Genomic DNA, 13,608 nt, shown 5'->3' on the forward strand with positions numbered 1-13,608 from the left:
ATTGCGGATAACAAAATAGATGAAAATTCTTAAGGAATCTCTCAAGTTTTATTAAGATATTCAAAAAAGCATTGTTATTTCTTTCATACCTGTTACAATAGCAGATATGAAAAAAATAAATATAAAAGAGATCGATACAAAAAGAATATTCTGTACGTTGCTGCCACCAGTTATGGCATTTACAGTAAATTGTATGGTATACTGGGGAGCACCGTTATTTACGGTGGGAAGAACGGCATATAATCTTTCGGGAAATCTGGATGATCTGGTGCCATTTTTACCACCGTTTATTGTTGTGTATTTAGGGTGTTATATTTTTTGGGTGATTAATTATCTGCTTATCTCGGCACAGGGAGACGAGCACAGGTATCGTTTCTTTACAGCGGATATCTGTTCCAGACTGGTCTGTCTGGTGATATTTGTGGTATTTCCGACGACCAATACCAGACCGGAACTGATCGGTCATGATATCTGGACGCAGGCTGTAAGAGCGCTATATCAATGGGATGCACCGCAGAATCTGTTCCCGTCGATCCATTGTCTGGTGAGTTGGATGTGCTGCATTGGTCTGCGTGGATGCGACCGCATTCCGAAGTGGTATAAATGGGTATCGAAGTTTATCGCTGTATTGGTGTTTGTATCGACGCTGGCGCTCAGACAGCATGTGCTGATCGATGTAGCCGGCGGAATCCTACTGGGAGAACTTGCCTGCTATATCAGCAACCGGGGGGACGGATATAAGCTCCTGCAGAAAGTTACGGAGACCGTAGCCGGTTGGAGTGTCGGAAGATTGAGTGGGAAGAAGAATGGAAAATAAAAAGAAAACAATATTTAATGTGGTATTTCTGCTCGTGGTTTTTGTTGGAACAATCTATGGAGTATTCTATGGAGAAGACCTGGGAGAGATTGCACAGATTATAAAAACGGTCAATCCCCTGTGGCTGATACCGGGCGTTGCCTGCGTTGTGGTATTTATCTGGGGAGAATCCATTATCATTTATTATATGATGCATACACTTGGGATACGTCTGAAAAAGAGAACCTGTTTTTTGTTTTCATCGGTGGGATTTTTCTTTAGCTGCATCACACCGTCTGCTTCGGGGGGACAGCCGGCGCAGATTTATTATATGAAGAAAGAGAAAATCCCCATTCCGGTGTCTACACTGGTGCTGATGATCGTGACGATTACATATAAGTTGGTACTCGTTGTGATTGGTGTGGCGCTGACGATATTCGGGCAGGGATTTATTCACGCATATCTGTGGAATGTACGTCATGTATTTTATCTGGGCACGGCATTGAACGTATTCTGTGTAACAGCGATGCTGATCCTGGTATTTCATCCAGTGCTTGCAAGAGACATCATGGTAAAGGGACTTGCCCTTATAGAGAAAATGCATTTGATGAAGCCGCGAAGATCAAGACTTGAGAAGCTGGAGGCATCGATGGACCAGTACCGGGCAACAGCGGTATATCTGAAAGAACATGTAAAAGTATTGATAGAAGTATTTGGAATTACTGTATTCCAGAGAGTTGCGTTATTTGCAGCGACATGGTTTGTATATCGTGCATTTGGTTTGTCGGGAACGTCAGCGGTGGTTATTGTGATCTTGCAGGGAACGATTGCAGTAGCAGTGGATATGCTGCCGCTTCCGGGAGGCATGGGAATCAGCGAGCAGTTGTTCCTTCGAATATTCTTACCGATATTCGGAAGCCAGTTATTGCTTCCGGGTATGATCTTAAGCCGGGGACTTGGCTATTACACGGAGTTGTTTATCAGTGCGATATTTACGATCGTGGCAAACTTTACAATAGGAAGAAGAGAAGAGGATTAATATGTTAGGAGTTTATGATTACACAGTAGTGTTGACTTATGTGAGTGTGTTGATATCTATGGGAGGAATGCTGTTCTCCTTGAATGGCTGTCCGAAAATGGCAGTCGTCTGTCTGGCAGTATCTGGATTCTGTGATATGTTTGATGGCAAGATTGCCCGGACAAAAAAGAACCGCACAGAAGTGGAGAAACGTTTTGGTATTCAGATTGATTCGCTGGCAGACATTATCTGCTTTGGTGTGGCTCCGTCGTTGATCGCATATCGCATGGGAATGAATCACATTGTAGGCATAGCGATTCTTATGTTCTATGTGTTGGCAGGACTGATCCGTCTGGCATGGTTTAACGTGTCCGAAGAGATCCGCCAGAATGAAACAGAGGAAAACAGAGAATGTTATCAGGGCCTGCCAATCACTTCTATGGCAATTGCACTTCCGATTTTGGTTGTATTCCGTCCGCTGTTGGAGCGAGAATTTATTATTGCACTGCATGCACTGGTATTGGTTATTGGACTTTTATTTATTACGAATTTCAGACTCCGTAAGCCGAAAAAGCTGGGACAGACTATCATGGTTATCATTGTGGCACTGGCAGTGCTTCGTGGACTACATGTCTGGTAAATGATGGGGGTCAGTATGAGATACAGAGATCGTAAAGGAAATGAATATAATGGAGAGAATGGACAGGACAGACTGCTTGCATTTGTCTATGGACATGCTGTGACCAGACTGTTGATCCGTCCGCTTCTGTCACCAATAGTGTCCCGCATAGGCGGGGCATTTTTGAATACCAGGATATCGAAGCTGGGGATTCGTCCATTTGTGAAAAGTAATGGAATCGACCTGTCCATCTATGAGAAGCAGGAATTTGCGTCTTATAACGAATTCTTTACCAGAAAAATACGGGCAGCAGAGCGTCCGGCTGATGTGCGGGAGAATGTGCTGATTAGTCCGAGTGACGGTAAAGTGAGTGTGTATCCGATTGAGGAAAATGGCATATTTCGGATTAAACATACGCCTTATACGGTGCGTCAGCTTCTCCGGGATGACAAGTTGGCTGACCGGTATATGGGCGGTTGGATCTATGTGATCCGTCTGACAGTGGATGATTATCACCGTTATTGTTATGTGTCAGATGGCTACAGATCTTCCGGGAGAAGGATTGAGGGAGTGCTTCATACGGTGAATCCGGTGGCAAATGACTGCTATCCGATCTATAAGATGAATACCAGAGAATACTGTCTGCTGAAGACGAGAAAACTTGGAACGGTACTTACGATGGAAGTCGGTGCACTGATGGTGGGGAAAATCTGCAATTATGTGAAACAGCCATGTGAGGTGCACAGAGGTGAAGAAAAAGGAAGATTTGAATTCGGCGGATCAACGATCATCGTAATGACAGAGCCTGGGAAGGTGATACCAGATCAGGATCTGCGCACCAATACCAGAGAACATGCAGAGACTCTGGTGAAGATGGGAGAACATATTGGGGCACAAATAGAACAATAATTGCTATGGATGCATGTGAAAACTTTCAAAAATAGACCGGAATATCATTAAATATCTATTGAAATAGCAAAAAACGCAAGAAAAGATGTCTGAAAATTCATTTTTGACTTGATTTTATAAAAAATATCCATATAATTAGGATAAGGGAAAAACAGGCAACATTTTCCACATTGGTATGACACTAATAATATCGAAAGAAAAGGGGTATTGGACATGGCGAAGATTGATTTGAGCAAATATGGCATTACAGGAACAACCGAGATCGTGTATAATCCTTCCTACGAGACTCTGTTTGAGGAAGAAACGAAACCGGAACTTACAGGATATGAGAAAGGACAGGTCAGTGAACTTGGTGCAGTCAATGTTATGACTGGTATTTACACAGGTCGTTCTCCAAAAGATAAATTTATCGTAATGGATGAGAATTCTAAGGACACCGTATGGTGGACATCTGAGGAATACAAGAACGATAACCATCCGGCTACACAGGAAGCATGGAATTCTGTAAAAGAGTTAGCTGTGAAGGAGCTTTCTAATAAGAAGCTCTATGTTGTAGATGCATTCTGTGGAGCAAATAAGGACACTCGTATGGCAATCCGCTTTATCGTAGAAGTAGCATGGCAGGCTCATTTCGTAACTAATATGTTCATTAAGCCGACAGAAGAAGAACTGAAGGACTTTGAACCAGACTTCGTTGTATACAATGCTTCTAAAGCAAAAGTAACGAATTATAAAGAACTCGGACTGAACTCTGAGACAGCTGTTATGTTCAATATTACAAGCCGTGAGCAGGTAATCGTGAACACATGGTACGGCGGAGAGATGAAGAAAGGTATGTTCTCTATGATGAACTATTTCCTGCCGCTGAAGGGCATGGCTGCAATGCACTGCTCAGCTAACACAGACCTGAACGGTGAGAACACAGCTATCTTCTTTGGTCTGTCAGGAACAGGTAAGACGACATTGTCTACAGATCCTAAGCGTCTGCTGATCGGTGATGATGAGCACGGCTGGGATGACAACGGTGTATTCAACTTCGAGGGTGGATGCTACGCGAAAGTTATCAACCTCGATAAGGAATCTGAGCCGGATATCTACAATGCGATCAAGAGAAATGCATTGCTTGAAAATGTAACTCTGGACGAGAATGGTAAGATTGACTTTGCTGATAAGAGTGTGACAGAGAATACTCGTGTATCTTACCCAATCGACCATATTCAGAATATCGTACGTCCGATTTCTTCTGCACCGGCAGCTAAGAACGTAATCTTCCTGTCAGCAGATGCATTTGGTGTACTTCCGCCGGTATCTGTACTGACACCGGAGCAGACTCAGTACTACTTCCTGTCAGGATTCACAGCTAAGCTTGCAGGTACGGAGCGTGGAATCACAGAGCCTACACCTACATTCTCAGCTTGCTTCGGTCAGGCATTCCTGGAACTGCATCCAACCAAGTACGCAGAAGAGCTTGTTAAGAAGATGGAGAAGAGTGGAGCAAAGGCTTACCTTGTTAATACAGGATGGAATGGAACAGGCAAACGTATTTCTATCAAGGATACCCGTGGAATCATCGATGCGATCCTGAACGGAGACATTAAGAATGCACCGACTAAGAAGATCCCATACTTCAATTTCGAAGTACCGACAGAACTTTCAGGTGTAGATCCTGCAATTCTGGATCCAAGAGATACTTATGCAGATGCTTCTGAGTGGGAAGCAAAGGCAAAGGATCTTGCTTCAAGATTCGTAAAGAATTTCGCAAAATATGAAGGTAATGAAGCTGGTAAGGCACTGGTATCAGCAGGACCGGAAGCATAGAAAGTTAAAAGGCGAACAGAAAGATAATTGCGAACCGATGCGATAACGTTATAGTAAAGCATGTGGTTGCACGTTCAGTGAAGGCTGATCCCCCTGGGAGTAATTACCCCGGATAGTAAGAATATACTGGTTATTTCAAAATTCACTATCTTTGCCGCCTGATTCCAACCAAAGTATATTTATATAGATGATATAAGATAGATATTATGGCAGGGCAGATCTTTTGATCTGCCCTGTTGTTGTGTTACATTGCCATCTCGAAGAATTTGCGAAGTGTTTCTTCGGTTACTTCGTATGGTACTGGTTTTAATTTGCGTTCGTTTGCCATGATACCTTTAATGGCGGTATCGACCATATCCGGTGCTATTTCGAGTGGTCCAAGCAGAGTGTGGATCAGATTGGCGAATTCAGCGATATCTTTGCAGCCGATCAATTCCAGAACTTTTGCCTGTGTCTCAGGAGCGGCAGCGGCTACATAGCCCGGTTGGAAATATCCCACAGCCTGTCCATGTGGAATATGCATCTCGTAAGTGAGAAAATAGCTTAAACCATGTGGCAGGGTTGTGCCGGCATGGGTGATTGCCATACCTGCAAGTGTGGAGGTGAGCATCATGCGGTCACGGTCTTCATCTGTTACATGATCACTCAGAAGGGCAGGTTTTACATCTTTCCAGAGTGCCATACCATATTCTGAGATCATGCGGCTAAACGGGCTTGCACCAAGATTAATATAGCTTTCGATAAGATGACCAAGTGAATCTACAGATGTATTTACCAGGATCTTCTTAGGTGCGCTTGCCAGATATTTGCCATCCACTAATGCATACTGTGGAAAGATACGGTGTGGGATGCTGGACTTGGTGCGCTTGGCGTGGATTGTCAGCACGGAAATCGGTGTTACCTCAGAACCGGTTCCGCAGGTTGTAGGAACTTCTACGATTGGAAGCGCGGTGCTGTCTCCCTGCTGATAGAGATAGTCGGCATCCTTATCTTTGTGATAGATCATAAGGGCAATTGCTTTGGCTGCATCCATTGGAGAACCACCGCCGATACCGATGACGAAGTCGACATTTTCGCGGATACCCATGTCGCGTACCTGCATAACCATTTCTATTGAAGGATTCTCCTCGGTATGGTCGAAGATACAGTAGGAGATCTGATGTGCATTTAATGAATCAGTTACATCTGCAAGAGCTCCGTTTTTCGCGGAACTGCGTCCGGTTACGATCAGGGCTTTGTGTCCGAGAGAGGTCCATTCGTCGCTGTAAGTTTTTACGCAATCGCGTTCGCAATATACTTTTACTGGCATATGAAATTTCATGTATATTATGCTCCTTTCCTTTGTGGGATGATGAATTTATTTCTATTATTCTATCACATTTGGCTGCGAAAATGCAGAGTACAAGATAAATTCAAGTCGAATGTCCGTGCAGCAATCGTGTCTGCACTTTACATGGATTTAACTTAATTTAACGGGAGGAAGATAGATAGGAAGAATCAGGTTGGATATACTAAGAGCAAAAAGATATAAAGAGGATAAACAGATATGAAATGTGCAGTGGTAGATGTGGGATCGAACACGATCCGGTTGTCGGTGTACCAGACGGAAGGAAAGAATTTCAGACAGCTTTTCACATCCAAGGAAACAACAGGTCTGGCGAGTTATATTTCCCATCATCGAATGGAAAAAGACGGCATGCTGTGTGCAGCAGCCGCATTGAATAAGTTCCGATCTATTTTGGAGCAGTTTGAGATCGACCGCACGGAGGTATTTGCGACAGCATCACTCCGTAATATTGATAATTCCAATGAAGTGGTTATGGAGTTGTTCCGGGAGACCGGATACCAGATCAAGGTGCTTTCAGGGCACGAAGAAGCACTCTGTGATTTTTATGGAGTTATGTACAATATTTATATTGATACAGGCATGATCTTTGATATTGGTGGAGGAAGCACGGAGCTCGTGACATTTGAGAATAGAAAACCATGTACCATTGAAAGTGCGGGAATTGGATCTTTGAATTTATATAATCAATTTGTGGGGAAGATCATTCCGAAGAAAAAAGAATTGGAGGCCATGGAAGAAAAAGTTCAGCAGGAACTGGATGATCTGTTTGGATGCAGGGTATTGGCAAGACAGACGAAAAATAAAGATATTATCGGTGTGGGAGGTACCGTGCGTGCCCTTCTGAAACTGGTTAGTCTATATTACCGTCTGGAGGAGAAAAATCGGTGTATTACAAGGAATCAGCTGGAAGAAATCTTTCAGATGGCAACAAATAAACAAAAGCAGATTCAGAATATGATCCTGAAAATCTGTCCGGAACGAGTGCATACAATTATTCCAGGCATGCTGGTGATGAAGAGTATTCTGGAGAAAGCGGGCTGTGAGAGGATTGTTGTCAGCAAATATGGCGTGAGAGAAGGGTATTTGTATCATGCAATCCTGTCTCGGGATGAAGATAAAGAGGAAATACAGTGAAAATTCGAATCTTTGAATGGTTTCTGGAATTAATTGGGAAAAGGGAGAATAAGATTATGACGGATCCTATGGTATATGATAACCGGGAATTATCCTGGCTGAAATTTAATACGCGAGTTCTGGAGGAAGCAGAGGATGACAGGAATCCATTTTGCGAAAGACTGTCATTCCTCTCTATTTTTCAGAGTAATCTGGATGAATTTTTTATGGTACGGTGCGGATCGCTGTATGATCAGATGCATCTGTCGCAGAAGATCAAGGATAACAAAACAGGAATGACCTGTGAGGAACAGCTGCTTGCAATCTATGAGCAGGTTCGTCATCTGACAGCGCGCAAGGACGAGGCATATCAAGCGCTTCTGCATGAGATGGAGAAGCAGCAGATAGAGATTTGTAATTATGCGGACATGGCGCAGGAAGATATCCGGTTTCTGGATACATATTTTGCAGAGGAAGTGCATCCGCTCCTGTCGCCGCAGATTGTTGGTAAGAAACAGCCATTTCCGTTTCTGAAGAATAAAGATATCCATGCGGTAGTTGTGCTGGAAAAGAAAGGACATGAAAAGCTTGGAATCGTACCGTGCAATATGGAAGTATTTCCGAGAATGGTAAAGATCCCGGGGCATGAGAATCGGTATATGCTGATGGAAGAACTGATCCTGCATTATATCCCGCAGATCTTTGAACATTACCGTGTTAAGAGCAAGTCGCTGATACGCATTATCCGTAATGCGGATATTGAACTGGATGAGGAAATGTATGATGATGATACCGATTTCAGACAGCTGATGGAGCAGATGGTAAAGCGCAGAAAGAAGTTATGTCCGATCAAATTGGAGTATAGCCGTCTGATGGATGATGCCGTGCTGAACCGTCTGGGCAAATATCTGGGGCTTAAGAAGAAGCAGATGTTTCATTCAGAAGCACCGTTAGACTTCTCATTCTTTTCTGAGATACGAGATCTGCTGCGAGGCAAGCGGGAACTCTTTTATCCGAAATACACGCCACATGTTCCGGCAGATATCCATATGGATGAGAAGATAATCCCACAGGTTCAGGAGAAAGACCGTCTGTTATTCTTCCCATATGAAAGTATGAATCCTTTCCTCAGATTACTGGATGAGGCGGCAGAAGATCCGGAGGTTGTATCTCTGAAAATGACGCTGTATCGGGTGGCAAATGACAGTAAGGTCGTAGAAGCTTTGATCCGTGCAGCGGAAAATGGCAAGGAAGTACTGGTGCTTGTAGAGCTGCGTGCGAGGTTTGATGAGAAGAATAATATCGGTTGGTCCAGAAGGCTGGAAGATGCCGGATGCCGTATTCTGTACGGTTTGGACAAATTGAAGGTGCATTCAAAACTATGCCTGATCACAAGGATGCATGAGGGACACATTTCTTATATTACACAGATCGGGACGGGTAATTATAATGAAAAGACTGCGAAGCTTTATACAGACCTGTCTCTGATGACGGCAGATCAGGGAATCGGTGAGGAGACTAATGAGGTGTTCCAGCATCTTAGCATGGGGCAGGTAATGCCGGAGACAGAGCTTTTGATGGTAGCTCCAAAATGTCTGCGCAATAAGATTCTGGATAAGATCGATGAGCAGATTGCCCTTGCGAGAGAAGGAGAGCCGGCGTATGTAGGCGCGAAGATGAATTCTCTGACGGATAAATGTATTATCGACAAGCTGATCATGGCATCGCAGGCAGGTGTTAAAATAGAGCTGATCGTGAGAGGAAGCTGCTGCCTGATTGCAGGTGTGCCGGGATATACGGAGAATATTACCGTCAGAAGTATTGTGGGACGCTATCTGGAACACTCGCGCATCTATATTTTCGGACGAAACGAAGTGTATATTGCATCAGCAGACTTCATGACACGCAACACAATTCACCGTGTGGAGGCAGCAACACCGGTGCTGGATCCGGACCTGAAAGCACGTGTTCTTGAGATGTTTGATATCCTGATGGCAGATAATGTAAAAGCGCGTATTCAGATGGCAGATGGCCAGTATGTGCGTGCACAGACCGGGGAAGTACAGGTGAATGCGCAGGAATATTTTGAGAAATAGAGCTGAAATCATGGACAGAGCCTTATATTGAGGTTCTGTCTTTTTTGAATGGATAATGAGAAAGAGTCTCAATATCAAAATAAAAGTTGATATTTAATTAGAAGATAAAGTATAGTATAAACGGTTAGAAACAACTAACAAATGAAGGAAGGACAGTACCTTAGGGATGAAACGGAAAATAGTAATGGCATGTGTCTGTCTTAGCGCATCGCTTTTGACTGGTGGATGCAATAATACAAAACAAGATACAACGACAGAGAGTTCACACACAGAAGAACAGACAGAATCAGATGAGGACGTTTCGGATGAGGAAGCCTCAAAGGACATCTTTGCGATGGACACATATATGACAGTAACTGCGTATGGAGAGCAGGCACAGGAAGCGGTCGATGAAGCCGGTGCTGAGATTGAAAGGATTGACAATCTGCTTTCTACAGGAAACGAAGAGAGCGAGATCGCAAAATTAAATCAAAGTGGAAGCGCAACATTGTCTGAAGATGCAGGTTATCTTGTAGAGCGTGCGCTGGAACTGAATGAGGAGACGGATGGAGCGTTTGATATTGCGATTTATCCGGTTATGGAAGCATGGGGCTTCCCGACACAGAATTATCAGGTGCCGTCTGAGGATACATTGCAATCATTGCTGAAGCTCTGCGATGTATCCCAGATTACATACGATAAAGATAACCGGGGCATTTCTTTCAATCAGGAAGGGATAAAGATTGATCTTGGCGGAATTGCGAAAGGTTATACTTCATCGAGAATTATGGAGATTTATAAGGAAAATAACATTTCAAGCGGTCTGGTGAATCTGGGCGGGAATGTGCAGGCACTCGGAACCAAGACAGATGGAAGTAAATGGCGCGTAGTGGTGCAGAGTCCGGATGATTCGGATGACTGTCTGGGAGTGCTGAGCATTGAAGACAAAGCAGTGATCACATCTGGTGGATATGAACGATATTTTGAACAGGATGGAAAAAACTATCACCATGTCAGCAGTGTGCAGGATCTGAACGGACATACGGTCGTAGATTCTGGACTCAAGGGCACATTTACAGAATATGATGAGAACCATGAGGTGATTGCTACGTATCAGATGGATATCGAAAAATTTATTTACAGAGTATATAAATACAATTTTAACGGATTTTACTTTGGAGGTTAAATAATAGACATTAGAAAACGTAATGGTGAAATAAGATAAAATAATACACAGAAAATTAAATAAAATTGTAAGAATTATGAAAATGAAATGTTGAATTGTGAAAATAATATAAAAATTATAGCTTTGAACGTGATGATTTTGGAAATAATTGTGGATTGACGAAGAGCGGAAATGCGATTAGAATAGTCACAAGTTCAAAAAACAAACACGAATCAACAAGGGCGTTGCAGTTATCTGCAGCGCCTTTTGTCGTTACTGAACTGAATGGATAACAAGGAGGAACGGGATTATGAAAAGAAAAATTGTAGCAGTTTTGATGTGTGCAACTATGGTAACAATGCTTGGTGTTGGCTGTGGAAGTAAAGAAAGTGAGGATTCATCCAGCAGCTCCTCTGAAACAAAGGAAGAATTGTCAGAAGACGATATCAAAGGAAGTTTGGATGGAGTTACATTAAAGGTCGGTACATCCGGACTCTTTGGACCATTTTCTTACTATGATGAAGATGGTAAGACATTGATCGGATATGATCTGGATCTTATACAGAATCTGCAGGATATCCTGGGATTTGAGATTGACGGAGGAGTACAGGCGATGGATTATTCAGCGCTGACAACTTCGCTGGCTGAAGGAAAGCTGGATATGGGAGCTGCAGCATTATGTGCAACAGATGAGAGAAAAGAAGTTATGAATTTTTCAGAGATTTATTGTGATTCCGGTCAGGTGGTCATGGTAAATAAAGATAATGATGAAGGAATCAAGAGTGTGGATGACCTGAAAGGCAAGAAAGTTGCTGTAGAAAAAGGAACCGCTTCTCACACATATGCTTCTAAGAATCTGAGTGATGCAGAGCTGGAAGTTCATGATACGATCACTACAGCTTATGAATCTTTGGAACAGGGCAAGGTAGACGCAGTTATCCAGGACGGTCCTGGCGCAAGCTTCTATATTAAGACTACACCGGACAGCAAGCTGGAAGTGGTTGGAGACGAATTTAATCAGGGACAGGCTCCATATTGTGTGGCAATTTCCAAAGATTGTAAATATTACGATGAGATTAATGCAGCAGTAAAGCTTCTGATTGAAAATGGAACAACCGATGAGCTGTATGCAAAATGGTGTGAATAAGCACACAGCACAGATATAGTAAAATGACAGATGGGATGGATGGTATATGGATATGAAGTTTTTGGATGTTTTACTCCCGATGATGTTTGACGGATTAAAACTTACGATATTAATCGCTGTGGTCGGCATCGGCATTGGCTTCCTTGTAGGAAGCCTGTGCGGATACCTGCTCCAGTCAAAATATAAAATCGGAAAGGCAATTGCAGAAGTATATATCTGGATTATCCGAGCAACACCGCTGATGGTGCAGGCATTATATGGATATTTCGTAATTCCGAAGCTTATGGGAGTGGATATCAGCAGTACAGTAGTCGGTATCGGAGTCATTGCCCTGAACTCAGGAGCATTTATTTCCGAGATTGTCAAAGGTGCGCTGATGGGAATTGATCCGGGGCAGAAAGAAGCAGGTGCATCACTTGGACTGACCAGTTCACAGACAATGATCCATCTGATTATTCCTCCGGCATTTAAAGCGGCACTTCCGGCACTTTTTAACCAGTTTATTACGTCGGTAAAGGATACGGCACTGTTGTCCGCAATCGCAGTAAATGAGATCACGCATCAGGCACAGGCATATGCGGCACTCAGTTTCAAAGCGATTCCTACATATACAGCGCTGGCAGCATTTTATCTGGTAATCCTTTCTGTCTTGATCATAGCTCAGAAACAGATTGAACGGAAGATGCGTGCATAGTTATCGTTCAGAACAGTACACGGAACAGGAGGCAGTGATATGATTAAAATTAACCATTTATCAAAGAAGTTCGGAAACCTGGAAGTATTAAAAGATATTAATCTGGATATTGAAGAAGGCGAAGTAGTATGCATTATCGGGCCATCCGGATCCGGGAAAAGCACATTTTTAAGATGTATTAATCAGCTTGAAATGCCAACAGGAGGAACCGTTCAGTATGAAGGACGCGATTTGTTGGATAAAAATTGTGATATCCGTAAATTCCGTGAAGAGGTCGGTATGGTATTTCAAAAGTTTAATCTGTTTCCATTAAAGACGGTAGCGGAAAATGTAATGATGGCACCAATTCTGACCAAACATATGAATAAAGCGGAAGCCCGAGAAAAAGCGTTGGAACTTCTGGATAAAGTAGGACTTAAGGATAAGGCAGATGTGTATCCGCACACACTTTCCGGTGGACAGCAGCAGCGTGTGGCAATCGCCAGAGCACTTGCCATGGAACCAAAGGCACTGCTTTTTGATGAACCTACATCGGCATTGGATCCAGAACTTGTGGGAGATGTGCTGGATGTTATGAAAGCACTTGCAAAAGAAGGAATGACGATGCTTGTGGTAACACATGAAATGGGATTTGCCAGAGATGTAGCGGACCGGGTAGTCTTTATGGCAGATGGTTATGTGGTAGAAGAAGGAAAGCCGGAACTGATCTTCACTGCACCAAAAGAGAGAAGAACACAGACATTCCTGTCACGTGTACTTCCGGCAACTGCATAGGTATTTAGACCTTTTGACCCTGGCATTATAAAATGACTTTTCGCATAGCTTGATATACCATCCCGTACCGGGGCAGGAGTGTGATCCTGCCCTGGTATACATGAAAGTAGATCTGGTATATCAGGGGATTCC

General features: G+C 43.3%; 12 protein-coding genes. 11 read left to right on the forward strand and 1 reads right to left on the reverse strand.

The window, feature by feature from the left end; translation table 11 throughout:
• Window positions 1-106 precede the first annotated feature (106 nt).
• From OCV65_RS05810 to pckA, 5 genes are all read left to right on the forward strand, one after another.
• Window positions 107-817, forward strand: coding sequence for a phosphatase PAP2 family protein (locus OCV65_RS05810; protein WP_262581277.1), 711 nt, complete (start codon window positions 107-109; stop codon window positions 815-817).
• Window positions 807-1,835, forward strand: a complete 1,029-nt coding sequence (locus OCV65_RS05815; protein WP_262581278.1) for a lysylphosphatidylglycerol synthase transmembrane domain-containing protein — start codon at window positions 807-809, stop codon at window positions 1,833-1,835. Before OCV65_RS05810 ends, OCV65_RS05815 begins: the two co-directional genes overlap by 11 nt.
• Before the next feature lies 1 nt (window position 1,836).
• Window positions 1,837-2,454 (forward strand): CDP-alcohol phosphatidyltransferase family protein, encoded by a 618-nt coding sequence (locus OCV65_RS05820; RefSeq protein ID WP_118382939.1) that lies wholly within the window; start codon window positions 1,837-1,839, stop codon window positions 2,452-2,454.
• Window positions 2,455-2,469: 15 nt separating this feature from the next.
• Window positions 2,470-3,342, forward strand: a complete 873-nt coding sequence (locus tag OCV65_RS05825) for a phosphatidylserine decarboxylase (RefSeq protein WP_262581279.1) — start codon at window positions 2,470-2,472, stop codon at window positions 3,340-3,342.
• Between the two features lie 213 nt (window positions 3,343-3,555).
• Window positions 3,556-5,160: a phosphoenolpyruvate carboxykinase (ATP) gene (gene pckA / locus OCV65_RS05830; RefSeq protein WP_262581280.1), complete on the forward strand. Its 1,605-nt coding sequence runs from the start codon at window positions 3,556-3,558 to the stop codon at window positions 5,158-5,160.
• A gap of 244 nt (window positions 5,161-5,404) precedes the next feature.
• Here the strand turns inward: pckA and OCV65_RS05835 are convergent, their stop codons facing one another.
• Window positions 5,405-6,481, reverse strand: a complete 1,077-nt coding sequence (locus OCV65_RS05835; protein WP_262581281.1) for an iron-containing alcohol dehydrogenase family protein — start codon at window positions 6,479-6,481, stop codon at window positions 5,405-5,407.
• A gap of 225 nt (window positions 6,482-6,706) precedes the next feature.
• Here OCV65_RS05835 and OCV65_RS05840 point away from each other — a divergent pair, with 225 nt between their 5' ends.
• The 6 genes from OCV65_RS05840 (at window position 6,707) to OCV65_RS05865 (ending at window position 13,476) form a co-directional block, all read left to right on the forward strand.
• Window positions 6,707-7,642, forward strand: coding sequence for a Ppx/GppA phosphatase family protein (locus OCV65_RS05840; RefSeq protein WP_262581282.1), 936 nt, complete (start codon window positions 6,707-6,709; stop codon window positions 7,640-7,642).
• Between the two features lie 56 nt (window positions 7,643-7,698).
• On the forward strand, window positions 7,699-9,717 hold the full coding sequence (ppk1, locus tag OCV65_RS05845) for a polyphosphate kinase 1 (protein ID WP_416810576.1): 2,019 nt from the start codon (window positions 7,699-7,701) through the stop codon (window positions 9,715-9,717).
• A gap of 166 nt (window positions 9,718-9,883) precedes the next feature.
• Window positions 9,884-10,882, forward strand: coding sequence for an FAD:protein FMN transferase (locus tag OCV65_RS05850; protein WP_262581284.1), 999 nt, complete (start codon window positions 9,884-9,886; stop codon window positions 10,880-10,882).
• A 289-nt stretch (window positions 10,883-11,171) separates the two neighbouring features.
• On the forward strand, window positions 11,172-12,008 hold the full coding sequence (locus OCV65_RS05855; RefSeq protein ID WP_262581285.1) for a transporter substrate-binding domain-containing protein: 837 nt from the start codon (window positions 11,172-11,174) through the stop codon (window positions 12,006-12,008).
• 46 nt (window positions 12,009-12,054) lie between these two features.
• Entirely contained in the window at window positions 12,055-12,702 is a 648-nt protein-coding gene (locus tag OCV65_RS05860) for an amino acid ABC transporter permease (RefSeq protein WP_262581286.1), read from the forward strand.
• A gap of 39 nt (window positions 12,703-12,741) precedes the next feature.
• A complete protein-coding gene (locus OCV65_RS05865; protein ID WP_262581287.1) occupies window positions 12,742-13,476 on the forward strand; it encodes an amino acid ABC transporter ATP-binding protein in 735 nt (244 codons plus the stop codon).
• Window positions 13,477-13,608 lie beyond the last annotated feature (132 nt).

The sequence above is a fragment of the Dorea ammoniilytica genome, assembly GCF_025567415.1.
Taxonomy (GTDB): Bacteria; Bacillota; Clostridia; order Lachnospirales; family Lachnospiraceae; genus Claveliimonas; species Claveliimonas ammoniilytica.

Coding starts and splice junctions, on each gene's coding strand:
- OCV65_RS05855 (WP_262581285.1), top strand. CDS start 11,172: ATGAAAAGAAAAATTGTAGCAGTTTTGATGTGTGCAACTATGGTAACA.
- OCV65_RS05810 (WP_262581277.1), top strand. CDS start 107: ATGAAAAAAATAAATATAAAAGAGATCGATACAAAAAGAATATTCTGT.
- OCV65_RS05835 (WP_262581281.1), bottom strand. CDS start 6,481: ATGAAATTTCATATGCCAGTAAAAGTATATTGCGAACGCGATTGCGTA.
- OCV65_RS05820 (WP_118382939.1), top strand. CDS start 1,837: ATGTTAGGAGTTTATGATTACACAGTAGTGTTGACTTATGTGAGTGTG.
- OCV65_RS05865 (WP_262581287.1), top strand. CDS start 12,742: ATGATTAAAATTAACCATTTATCAAAGAAGTTCGGAAACCTGGAAGTA.
- OCV65_RS05860 (WP_262581286.1), top strand. CDS start 12,055: ATGGATATGAAGTTTTTGGATGTTTTACTCCCGATGATGTTTGACGGA.
- OCV65_RS05840 (WP_262581282.1), top strand. CDS start 6,707: ATGAAATGTGCAGTGGTAGATGTGGGATCGAACACGATCCGGTTGTCG.
- pckA (WP_262581280.1), top strand. CDS start 3,556: ATGGCGAAGATTGATTTGAGCAAATATGGCATTACAGGAACAACCGAG.
- ppk1 (WP_416810576.1), top strand. CDS start 7,699: ATGACGGATCCTATGGTATATGATAACCGGGAATTATCCTGGCTGAAA.
- OCV65_RS05825 (WP_262581279.1), top strand. CDS start 2,470: ATGAGATACAGAGATCGTAAAGGAAATGAATATAATGGAGAGAATGGA.
- OCV65_RS05815 (WP_262581278.1), top strand. CDS start 807: ATGGAAAATAAAAAGAAAACAATATTTAATGTGGTATTTCTGCTCGTG.
- OCV65_RS05850 (WP_262581284.1), top strand. CDS start 9,884: ATGAAACGGAAAATAGTAATGGCATGTGTCTGTCTTAGCGCATCGCTT.